Origin of the sequence: Streptomyces sp. NPDC050856 (assembly GCF_040653855.1) — a bacterium.
In the GTDB taxonomy this organism is placed as follows: Bacteria; Actinomycetota; Actinomycetes; order Streptomycetales; family Streptomycetaceae; genus Streptomyces.
In genome coordinates this window covers 96,177-107,501 of sequence record NZ_JBFAGV010000010.1, presented here as the reverse complement: position 1 = coordinate 107,501, position 11,325 = coordinate 96,177, and the positions used below count along the sequence as shown (strand labels likewise).

The 11,325-nt window shown below is 74.4% G+C and carries 7 protein-coding genes; 5 read left to right on the top strand and 2 right to left on the bottom strand.

Annotated elements, in window-relative coordinates; genetic code table 11:
• Positions 1–41 precede the first annotated feature (41 nt).
• Together mfd and AB0H53_RS12290 are read left to right on the top strand one after the other, a co-directional pair.
• The gene (mfd, locus tag AB0H53_RS12295) at positions 42–3,575 is read left to right on the top strand and encodes a transcription-repair coupling factor (protein WP_362110423.1); all 3,534 of its coding nucleotides are present in this window, start codon (positions 42–44) and stop codon (positions 3,573–3,575) included.
• 514 nt (positions 3,576–4,089) lie between these two features.
• Positions 4,090–4,848, top strand: coding sequence for an HNH endonuclease family protein (locus AB0H53_RS12290; protein WP_362110420.1), 759 nt, complete (start codon positions 4,090–4,092; stop codon positions 4,846–4,848).
• 180 nt (positions 4,849–5,028) lie between these two features.
• Here the strand turns inward: AB0H53_RS12290 and AB0H53_RS12285 are convergent, their stop codons facing one another.
• Positions 5,029–5,793, bottom strand: a complete 765-nt coding sequence (locus AB0H53_RS12285; protein WP_362110417.1) for a hypothetical protein — start codon at positions 5,791–5,793, stop codon at positions 5,029–5,031.
• 218 nt (positions 5,794–6,011) lie between these two features.
• Between AB0H53_RS12285 and AB0H53_RS12280 the strand changes: the two genes are divergently transcribed.
• The 3 genes from AB0H53_RS12280 to AB0H53_RS12270 all read left to right on the top strand — a co-directional run bounded on the left by AB0H53_RS12280 (position 6,012) and on the right by AB0H53_RS12270 (position 10,389).
• Positions 6,012–8,063: an N-6 DNA methylase gene (locus AB0H53_RS12280; protein WP_362110414.1), complete on the top strand. Its 2,052-nt coding sequence runs from the start codon at positions 6,012–6,014 to the stop codon at positions 8,061–8,063.
• A 125-nt stretch (positions 8,064–8,188) separates the two neighbouring features.
• Positions 8,189–8,866: a hypothetical protein gene (locus AB0H53_RS12275; RefSeq protein ID WP_362110411.1), complete on the top strand. Its 678-nt coding sequence runs from the start codon at positions 8,189–8,191 to the stop codon at positions 8,864–8,866.
• Positions 8,863–10,389 (top strand): serine/threonine-protein kinase, encoded by a 1,527-nt coding sequence (locus tag AB0H53_RS12270; RefSeq protein ID WP_362110408.1) that lies wholly within the window; start codon positions 8,863–8,865, stop codon positions 10,387–10,389. Before AB0H53_RS12275 ends, AB0H53_RS12270 begins: the two co-directional genes overlap by 4 nt.
• Here the strand turns inward: AB0H53_RS12270 and AB0H53_RS12265 are convergent, their stop codons facing one another.
• Positions 10,390–11,190 carry a class I SAM-dependent methyltransferase gene (locus tag AB0H53_RS12265; protein WP_362110405.1) on the bottom strand — a complete coding sequence of 267 codons (801 nt, stop codon included), beginning with the start codon at positions 11,188–11,190 and terminating at the stop codon, positions 10,390–10,392.
• Positions 11,191–11,325 lie beyond the last annotated feature (135 nt).

Sequence of the window (11,325 nt, the reverse complement as noted above, 5' to 3'; positions counted from 1 at the left end):
TCGGGCGGTTCGCGTTGCCCACCCCCCGGATGGAAGCCTTCATGAGCCTGCACGGTCTGCTCGACGCCGTCGCCAAGGATCCCGCCCTCACCGAGGCGGTGAAGGCCGCCGCCGACGGCCACCGCCTCCACGTCGACCTGGTCGGCCCGCCGGCCGCGCGGCCCTTCGCGGTGGCCGCGCTGGCCCGGGACGCCGGGCGGCCGGTACTCGCGGTGACGGCGACCGGGCGAGAGGCGGAGGACCTGGCGGCGGCGCTGCGCACCCTGCTGGACCCGGACTCCGTCGCCGAGTACCCCTCCTGGGAGACCCTGCCGCACGAGCGCCTCTCACCCCGCTCGGACACGGTCGGCCGGCGCCTGGCGGTGCTCCGGCGCCTCGCGCACCCCTCGGCGGACGACCCGGCCACCGGCCCGGTGTCGGTGGTCGTCGCCCCCGTCCGCTCCGTACTGCAGCCGCAGGTCAAGGGCCTCGGGGAGCTGGAGCCGGTCAGTCTGCGGTCCGGGCAGAGCGTCGATCTGAACGACGTCGTGGCGGGCCTCGCCGCCGCCGCTTACGCGCGCGTGGAGCTGGTGGAGAAGCGCGGCGAGTTCGCGGTGCGCGGCGGCATCCTGGATGTCTTCCCGCCGACCGAGGAGCACCCGCTGCGGGTCGAGTTCTGGGGCGACGAGGTTGAGGAGATCCGGTACTTCAAGGTCGCCGACCAGCGGTCCCTGGAGGTCGCCGAGCACGGCCTGTGGGCACCCCCGTGCCGGGAACTGCTGCTGACCGAGGACGTACGGCGGCGGGCGGCGGCCCTCGCCGAGCGTCACCCGGAGCTGGGCGACCTGCTGGGCAGGATCGCGGAGGGCATCGCCGTCGAGGGCATGGAGTCCCTCGCGCCCGTGCTGGTGGACGAGATGGAGCTGCTGCTCGACGTACTGCCGGCCGGCGCCATGGCCGTGGTGTGCGACCCGGAGCGGGTGCGCACCCGCGCCGCCGACCTCGTGGCCACCTCGCAGGAGTTCCTCCAGGCGTCCTGGGCGGCGACGGCCGGCGGCGGCGAGGCGCCGATCGACGTCGGCGCGGCGTCCCTGTGGGGCATCGCTGACGTCCGGGACCGGGCGCGCGAGCTGGGCATGATGTGGTGGTCGGTGTCGCCGTTCGGGGCGGACGCCGCCGACCTGGACGACGACACCCTCACGCTCGGGATGCACGCCCCGGAGTCGTACCGGGGGGACACCGCCCGGGCGCTCGCCGACACCAAGGGCTGGCTGGCCGACGGCTGGCGCGCGGTCTACGTGACCGAGGCGCACGGCCCGGCGGCCCGCACCGCGGAGGTGCTGGGCGGCGAGGGCATCGCGGCCCGGCTGGTCTCCGACCTCACGGACATCGACCCGTCCGTGGTCCACGTGGCGTGCGGTTCGATCGACCACGGCTTCATCGATCCGGGCCTCAAGCTCGCCGTGCTGACCGAGACCGACCTGTCGGGCCAGAAGGCGGCCGGCAAGGACGGCCAGCGGATGCCCACCCGGCGCCGCAAGACGATCGACCCGCTCACCCTGGAGGCGGGCGACTACATCGTCCACGAGCAGCACGGCGTGGGCCGCTACATCGAGATGGTGCAGCGCACCGTACAGGGCGCCACCCGCGAGTACCTGCTGGTCGAGTACGCCCCGGCCAAGCGCGGCCAGCCCGGTGACCGCCTGTACATCCCCACCGACCAACTGGAGCAGGTCACCAAGTACGTCGGCGGCGAGGCGCCGACGCTGCACCGGCTCGGCGGGGCGGACTGGACCAAGACCAAGGCGCGCGCCAAGAAGGCGGTCAAGGAGATCGCCGCCGACCTGATCAAGCTGTACAGCGCCCGGATGGCCGCCCCCGGCCACGCCTTCGGCCCGGACACGCCCTGGCAGCGCGAGCTGGAGGACGCCTTCCCGTACGTGGAGACGCCCGATCAGCTGTCCACCATCGCCGAGGTGAAGGAGGACATGGAGAAGTCGATCCCCATGGACCGCCTCATCTGTGGCGACGTGGGCTACGGCAAGACCGAGATCGCGGTACGGGCGGCCTTCAAGGCGGTACAGGACGGCAAGCAGGTCGCCGTCCTGGTCCCCACCACCCTGCTCGTCCAGCAGCACTTCGGCACGTTCTCCGAGCGGTACTCGCAGTTCCCGGTCGTGGTGCGGGCGCTGTCCCGCTTCCAGTCCGAGACGGAGTCGAAGGCCACCCTGGAGGGGCTGCGGGACGGCTCGGTCGACATCGTGATCGGCACCCACCGCCTGTTCTCCTCCGAGACCAGGTTCAAGGACCTGGGCCTGGTCATCGTCGACGAGGAGCAGCGCTTCGGCGTCGAGCACAAGGAGCAGCTCAAGAAGCTGCGCGCCAACGTCGACGTCCTGACGATGTCGGCCACCCCCATCCCCCGGACACTGGAGATGGCCGTGACCGGCATCCGGGAGATGTCCACCATCACCACGCCCCCCGAGGAGCGCCACCCGGTCCTCACCTTCGTCGGCCCGTACGAGGAGAAGCAGATCGGCGCGGCCATCCGGCGCGAACTGCTGCGCGAGGGCCAGGTCTTCTACATCCACAACCGGGTGGAGTCCATCGACCGGGCCGCGGCCCGGCTGCGGGACATCGTCCCGGAGGCCCGGATCCAGATCGCCCACGGACAGATGGGCGAGGCGGCCCTGGAGCAGGTCGTGGTCGACTTCTGGGAGAAGAAGTTCGACGTGCTGGTCTCCACGACCATCGTGGAGTCGGGCATCGACATCTCCAACGCCAACACCCTGATCGTGGAGCGCGGCGACAACTTCGGCCTGTCCCAGCTCCACCAGTTGCGCGGCCGGGTCGGCCGGGGCCGTGACCGGGGGTACGCGTACTTCCTCTACCCGCCGGAGAAGCCGCTGACCGAGACCGCCCACGAGCGGCTCGCCACCATCGCCCAGCACACCGAGATGGGCGCCGGCATGTACGTCGCCATGAAGGACCTGGAGATCCGCGGCGCGGGCAACCTGCTGGGCGGCGAACAGTCCGGCCACATCGCGGGCGTCGGCTTCGACCTGTACGTCCGCATGGTGGGTGAGGCGGTCGCCGACTACCGGGCCTCCCTGGAGGGCGGGGTGGAGGAGGAGCCGCCGCTGGAGGTCAAGATCGAGCTCCCGGTCGACGCGCACGTCCCGCACGACTACGCCCCGGGTGAGCGGCTGCGCCTCCAGGCGTACCGGGCGATCGCCTCCGCCAACTCGGAGGAGGACATCAGGGCGGTGCGCGAGGAGCTCACCGACCGCTACGGCAAGCTGCCCGAGCCGGTGGAGAACCTGCTCCTGGTGGCCGGCCTGAGGATGCTGGCCCGCGCGTGCGGGGTCGGCGAGATCGTCCTCCAGGGCCCCAACATCCGCTTCGCGCCGGTGGAGCTGCGCGAGTCGCAGGAACTGCGCCTCAAGCGCCTCCACCCGCGCGCGGTCATCAAGGCCCCGGCCCACCAGATCCTGGTCCCCCGTCCGACGAGCGGCACGATCGGCGGCAAGCCGGTGGTGGGCCGGGAACTGCTGGCGTGGACGGGGGAGTTCCTGACCACGATCCTGGGTTCGTAGGGCCCGGCGCGGTGCGGGGCGGCCTCCTGGCGGGGGCCGCCCCCGGGTTCTGCGGGCTCCCTGGTCGCTCCGCCGGGGCCGTTCACCCTCCAGCGGCTGTTCGGCCGGGTCCGCGATGGCACCCGGGTGTGCCTCGTGCCGCGCGCAGCCACCGCGCCGCGGACGCCCGCCCGCCGCTCCCGACCCGAGGCGACCCGTCACCGTCGGGCCACCGGGCCCGGACACGTGAGGGACATCCACCGGGTGGGGACATCCACCGCGTCGTCGACCGCGACGTCGTCCACCGGGCACGGGCGGGCGCCTGGCCGGGCGCGCCGACTGCCTGGACCGGCCGCGCGCGGGGTGGGAGCGCGGGGAGCCGCGAGGCCCTGCTTCAGGTCCGGGCACGGACGGCACCGCCCGGCCGGCCGAACCGCTCGGTGACGTCCGGGGCGCGGTGCTGGGCTCGGGACTGCTGTCCGGCGGAAACACCCTGGGCATCGGCAAGGCGGCGCGGCGGGCCTACGATTCGGGCATGCGTACGCCACGGACCGCCCTGCCCGCCGCGGCACTGCTCGCCGCCGTGTCCCTCGTCGCCGGCTGCGACACCGTCGGCTCCGGTGACCCGGCGTCAGGCTCCGGGCCGGGTACGTCCGACGCCCGGTCCGTCGACCCGCTGGCCAACCCGGACGGCACGAAGCCGGGTCTGGCGCCCCTGGACTCCGGCCAGGACGAATCGGCGGCCCGGAACCTGATCAACAGGCTCGCCACCAAGGGGCGCGGCCCCAGGACCGGTTACGACCGGGACGAGTTCGGACATGCCTGGATGGACACCGCCGACGGCGTACCGCTGGCCCGCAACGGCTGCGACACCCGCAACGACCTGCTGCGCCGCGACGGCCGGGACCTGCGGTTCCGTTCCGGTTCCGACTGCGTGGTCGTGGCGATGACACTGCACGACCCGTACACCGGCAAGACCATCGCCTGGCGCAAGCAGGACGCGTCCGACGTGCAGATCGACCATGTGGTGCCCCTGTCGTACAGCTGGCAGATGGGGTCCTCCCGCTGGCCGGAGCGCAAGCGGCAGCGGCTGGCGAACGACGCGCTCAACCTGCTGCCGGTCGACGGCCGCACCAACTCGGCGAAGGGCGACTCGGGGCCGGCGTCGTGGCTGCCGCCGAACAGCGCCGTCCGGTGCGCCTACGCCGTGCGGTTCGCCCAGGTCGCCCTCAAGTACGAGTTGCCGGTGACCGCCCCGGACAAGCGGATGATGCTGGAGCAGTGCGGCGGCTGAGCGGCGGGACGGGCGGCCGACCGGCCCACTGAGGCGTCCCCCCGGGCGGCCGGGGGACGGTTCCGGCCGGTGCCGCCGCCGGGCGCCCCGGACGCGCCGCGCCGGGCGGAGCGGCGGGCCGCACCCCCGTGGCGGCCCGCCGCTCCGGCGCCCCGTCCTCGAGCGCGCCCCGCGGGCGGGCTACCGCTGCTGCGCCAGCTTGTCGAGGTCGACGATGTCCTTGGCGGCCGGCTTCTTCGCCGGTACCGGCTTGTTGTACGCGCTGAAGGAGATGGTGCCGGGCTCCTTGCCGCCCTTCTGCTCGACCTTCAGCAGGTAGGGCTCGCCCTCCGTGGCGACATAGATCTTGTACGTCGCGGCGCCGTCCTTCTCGGTGAGCGTCAGCGCCTTCCTGCCGCCGACGGTGGTCACCTCGCCGCGCTTGGCGGTGTTGATGCCGGTCCTGAGTTCGCCCAGCACCTGGTCGAGGTCGCACATCTCCATGCCCTCCTTGGCCTCCGGATCGGTCGCGTCCGCCTTGGTCCAGCGGCCCTTGAGGGTCTTCAGGACGGCCGAGGTCTCCTCCGCGGAGCTGCCCTTGCTCTGCTCGCGCAGCAGCGCCTCGTCGAAACGCATGTACGCGTCGCCGCCCGTCCTGATCAGCTCGACCGTGCCGGTGGAGCCGACGGAGAGCGTCCCCGCGCACTGGCCCTTGGTGTCCACGGCCATGAAGGCCTTCACCCGGCCCTCCGGCATCTGGAGATCCGCGTCGAAGGTGAGGGAGGAGGCGCTCTTGGTCGCCTTGACCGCCTTGTTGGCGATCTGCGCGCCCGAAAGGCCGGCGAACGGACCGGTCTCGGTCGCGTCCCCGCCGAAGGGGCCGCACGCCGTCAGGCCGAGCACGGCGGCGGTGCAGAGGGCGGCCAGTGCCGGGCGCTGGAACCGGTGAAGGGCGATGGCAGACATGGGTGTACTCCGAAAAGGCACGGGGACGGGGAAGCGTGGCCCGGGCCCTGCGACAAGCCCGTGTGGCGACGGGTCAATAAGAGCAGAGCTTGTGAACCGAGTCAACATCGGTATCTGGCCTTGGCCTGGATCACACTGTGAAGAGGGCGATCCGGTCGAACGCCGGTAGGATCTGGCCACAGCAGCCACAGCGGTGGCGGACGAGGGGAGCCAGCCACGTGCCGGAGAACGCGAACGAGGTGACCGCGGCGGGAATCGCCCGGCTCGCCGGGGTGGGACGGGCCGCCGTCAGCAACTGGCGGCGCCGGCACGCCGACTTCCCCAAGCCGGTCGGCGGCACCGAGACCAGCCCCTCGTTCGCGCTCGCCGACGTCGAGCGGTGGCTGCGGGCCCAGGGCAAACTCGCCGAGGTCCCGCTGCGTGAGCGCCTCTGGCAGCAGATCGCCGGGCATCCGGCCGGCCCGGTGACCGCCCTGGTCCACGCGGGCTGCGGGCTCCTCCTCGTACGGGACAGACCCGCCGGCTGGGTCACGCTGACGGCCGTGTCCGACGAGCGGATGGCGGAGTTGCTGCCCACCGCCCTGGAAGAGGTGCTGACCCTCCGCTTCGGCCTGCCGCGCGCCGTACCGACCCCGCCCCCGGGCGCCCTGGCCCCCTCCGTCCCGCTGCTGCGGGCCGCGAGCGACCTGGCCGCCGAGACGGGCGCCCGGCAGGCCTTCGAGTTCCTGCTCGGCCGCCACCTGGAGGCGAACCCGCGCCAGTACACCCTCACCCCGCCCGGGCCGGCCGCCCTCATGGCGGAGCTCGCCGGCCCCGCCGGGACCGTGCTCGACCCCGCGTCCGGCACCGGCACCCTGCTGCGCGCCGTCGCGCACCCCACCGCGCTGTACGCCCAGGACACCGACCCCGACCTGGCCGCGCTCACCGCCCTGCGGCTGGCCCTGCACTCCGGCGCCGACGTCCGCGCGCGGGCGGGCGACGCGCTGCGCGCCGACGCCTTCGGGCAGCTCGCCGCCGACGCGGTGCTCTGCCACCCGCCCTTCAACGAACGCAACTGGGGCCACGACGAACTCGCCTACGACCCGCGCTGGGAGTACGGCTTCCCGGCCCGTACCGAGTCCGAACTGGCCTGGGTCCAGCACGCCCTGGCCCGCCTGCGCCCGGGCGGCACCGCCGTCCTGCTGATGCCACCCGCCGCCGCCTCCCGCCGCTCCGGCCGCCGCATCCGGGCCGACCTGCTGCGCCGCGGCGCCCTGCGCGCCGTCGTCGCCCTCCCGGCCGGCGCCGCGCCCCCGTACGGCATCCCCCTCCACCTGTGGGTGCTGCGCAAGCCCGTCCCGGGCGCCGCCGCGTCCCCCGAACTGCTGCTGGTCGACACCGCGCGGTACGCCGTCGCCGGCCGGGACAGGCTCGACTGGCAGGCCGTCCACACCGCCGTACTGGAGGCGTGGCGGCCGTTCGACAAGCACGGCACCATCACCGAACAGCCGGGCGCCGGCCGCTCCGTACCGGTGATCGAGCTCCTCGACGACGACGTGGACCTGGCGCCGGCCCGCCACCTGCCGCTCCCGGCCTGCGGCGGCGGCGCGGCCGAACTGGCCGAGGTGCGCGACCGGCTGACCGCCGTACTGCGCCGCACCGGTGAGCTCACCCCCCCGCCCCCCGCCCCGCCCGCCGCACCGGCCGGGCCCGCCCGCCTGCCCCGCGTCGGCGTCGGCGAACTGGCCAGGACCGGCGCCCTGGAACTGCGCTCCGGCGGCGCGGGCGCGGGGCCCGCCGGCCACGGCGGCGGCGGTGTCCCCGTCCTCACCGAGCAGGACGTCCTCACCGGCCGGGCGCCCTCCGGAAGCCTGCCCGAGACAACCGACGAGGAGCCCGTCCTCGTCGCGGCCGGGGACGTGGTCGTGCCGGTGCTCGGCGGCGGGGCGATCGCCCGCGTGGTGGACGAGGCCACCGCCGGCGCCGCGCTCGGCCGCAACCTCCAGTTGCTGCGCCCCGATCCGGCGGCCCTCGACCCCTGGTTCCTGGCCGGCTTCCTGCGCGGCACCGCCAACAACCGGCAGGCCAGCAGCTACGCCTCGACCGCCGCCCGGCTCGATGTGCGCCGCCTCCAACTGCCCCGCCTCCCGCTCGCCGAGCAGCGGCGGTACGGCGAACGGTTCCGGGCGCTGGCCGAGTTCGAGGAGGCGCTCCGGCACGCCGGCCGACTGGGCGAGCGGCTGGTGCGGGGCATGTACGACGGGCTCACGGACGGCAGTGTGGAGGCCTGACGGACAGCGCCCGATCATTTCGGCAACGGTTGCGTACAACCCGTGAGCCGTTGTCGGAGTCGCTGTATACGCTCGTCCTCTCGTCCGACTCGTCGCGTCACCGCCCTTCCCCCAGGAGCCCCGTCATGCACGGCCACGGCTACGCACCACCCCCGCCGGGGCGCCCCGCGGACAGCACGTTGGTCGCGCTGCGGGTGATCCTCGTGGTGGTGACCGTGCTGAGCTGCGGTTTCCTGGCCTGGGTGCCGATGCTGAGGCTCGCGATCGTCACCCGCCGCGCCCTGCACCTGGCCCTGTTCTGCCTCGTCCTGGTGCTCAACATCGGCCTGCTCGTCTTCTTCGGCGAGACCGTGCCGGACGACCCGAAGCAGGAGATGACCGACGGGAACGCGATCATCGGGATGTCCTGGATGGGCGGCACCATCCTCGGCGTGACCGGGTACTACCTGTTCGCCGAGATGCGGTACTACGAGCGGCTCGCCGCGCTCCCCGCCACCGCCGCCTTCGTCCCCGCGGCGCCCCGGCCGCCCGCGTACGGCTACCCGCCGCTCGCGCCGCACACGCCGCCCCCGGCGCGTCCGCCCGTCCGGATGCCCCCGCCCGTCCGGATGTCCCCGCCGGTACAGCCGGCCCCGCCGGCACAGCCGCCCCTGCCCACCCCGCGGCCCGCCACGCGTCCCCAGGCCCCCGCCGACCAGCCCGCCCGGATCGACCAGCCCGCCCGGATCGACCAGGTGCGCGCCGAGCTGGACGAGCTCAGCGACCTGCTGCGCAACAAGGGCCAGGAGGGCCAGGACCGGTGAACGGACGGGTCATCGCCGACCGTTACGAGCTGTCCACCGTCATCGGCCAGGGCGGCATGGGCCAGGTCTGGACGGGCTACGACGGGCGCCTGGACCGGCGCGTGGCCGTCAAACTGCTGCGCCCCGACCGGATGGCCGCCGCCACCGCGGCCGAGGAGATGCGCCGCCGTTTCGTGCGCGAGTGCCGGGTCACCGCCCAGGTCACCCACCCCGGCCTGGTCACGGTGCACGACGCCGGCAGCGACGGCGACGACCTGTACCTGGTGATGCAGTACGTCGAGGGCGCCGACCTCGCCGACCACCTCGCCGAGCACGACCCGTACCCCTGGCCCTGGGCCGTCGGCGTGGCCGCCCAGCTGTGCGCGGTGCTGGCCGCCGTGCACGCCGTGCCGATCGTCCACCGCGACCTCAAGCCGCGCAACGTGATGGTGAAGCCCGACGGCACGGTCACCGTCCTCGACCTGGGCGTCGCCTCCGTCATCGACACCGACACCACCCGCCTGACCCACACCGGCTCGCCCATCGGCAGCCCCGCCTACATGGCCCCCGAGCAGGCCATGGGCGGCGCCGTCGGCCCGTACACCGACCTGTACGCCCTGGGCGTGCTCCTGCACGAGCTCCTCAGCGGCAACGTCCCCTTCGCCGGGTCCACCGCGCTCGGCGTGCTGCACCGCCACCTGTACGAGCCGCCGCTGCCGGTGCGCCAGTTGCGCCCCGAGATACCCGAGGCCCTGGAGGCCCTGGTGCTGCGGCTGCTCGCCAAGGACCCGCAGCACCGGCCCTCCGGCGCGCAGGAGGTGTACGAGGCGCTCGCCCCGCTGCTGCCCGCGCGCGGTGCCCCGGCCGGGCCGCTGGACCCGACGCGCCCGTTCCTGCGCCCGTACGCGCCCTGGCCCGAGCGGGCCGCCGCGCCCGCCCCCGCCCAGGTCCCCGCCACCACCCCCGACGCGGACCGCCCCGATGTGGCGGCGGCCGTGGACGAGGTCAAGCGACTGCTCGGCGAGGGCAGCATCACCCAGGCCGTGGACATCCTCGGCGGCATCCTCCCGGCAGCCGCGGCCGAGCACGGCGAGCACTCGCCGGTGGTGCGGATCCTGCGCAAGCAGTACGCGACGACGCTGATGGACGACGGCCAGTACCGGCGCGCCCTGCCGGAGCTGCGCCGACTCGCGGACGACCGGGCGGCCGAGGCCGGGCCGGGCGACCCGCAGACGCTCCAGTTCCGCTACGAGGCGGCGCTGTGCCTGGAGCAGTTGGGCGAGGCGGCCGCCGCGCTCGCCGAGTACCGCGCGGTCCTGCCGTACTACGACAGCGCCCGGCCCGCCGGCACCGAACCTGGCCGGGCCTTCGACATCCGGCAGCGCATCGGGCACCTGCTGCTCGCGCTGGGGGACCACACGGCGGCCTACCAGCAGCTCCAGAGCCTGCTGTACGACGCGGAACTGGCCTACGGCCCCTACCACCCGCTCGCCGCCGAGCTGCGCCGGGCGCTCGACCGCCAGCAGCGGATGCGCGGGCTGTGATCAGCCCACCCGGCAGTACACCGACTCGGCGACCCGCCCCAGCCCGGTGAACCCGGTGGTGCGCCGCTGGTCGCCCAGGACCACCACCGCGCCCGGCACCGCCAGCTCCCGTACCGCCGCCAGGTCGTGCTCGCCGTTCACCACGATCACGCCGTAGGCCCGGTCGGCGACCCGCTCGCGCACCCCGGGATCGGCGAACCCGCCCGGTACGACCCGCGCACCGGCCGCCGGACCGCCGCCGCACAGCGCCAGGTTGGACCGCACCGCGTCCGCGCGGGCCGGCGGGCCGTCCAGCGGATCCACGATCGTCAGCCGCGCCTCGACGCCGCCGCGCTGGAGCATCCGCCGCAGCGCCACCGCGAACAGCCCCTGCCCGGCCCCGATCTCCAGCACCTCACCGCCCGGCGGATCGAGCAGCGGTACCGTCGCCAGCCGCCCGCACACATCGGACAGGGAGCCGCCGAGGCCGCCCGTCCCGAGCGCCTCCAGCGCCACCAGGTGGCGGTAGGCGACCGTGATGTCGTGCCGGACCCGCTCGCCGTCCTCGCCGGTGACCGCGCGCACTTCGCGGACGAGCGCGTCGACCTGGGTGGCGGTGGGCATCCGGTGCCCCTCGCGCCCCGCCTGGTCGAGCAGCAGCCCGAGCCCGTAGCTGCGCCGCCGCAGATCGGCCACTTCGTGGTGCAGGGCGTCGAGGTCCGCCTGGAGCGCGCTGGTCGCGCGTTCCAGCCGCTGCTCGACCAGGGCGAAGGCCGGTCGAAGGACCCGCTTCGCCAACCGGTTGCTCAGAAGAGAGGGCATGCGCGGCAAGCTACGCCGCCCGGGCGGGCGGGCGGACGACGGTACGGTGCTGCCCGGATGAAGTCTTGGTGGCGCGCGACCGAACGCGCGGCCCGGCGGGCGAGGCGAGCATGCGGCCGGGGCCGCCCGGGTGGC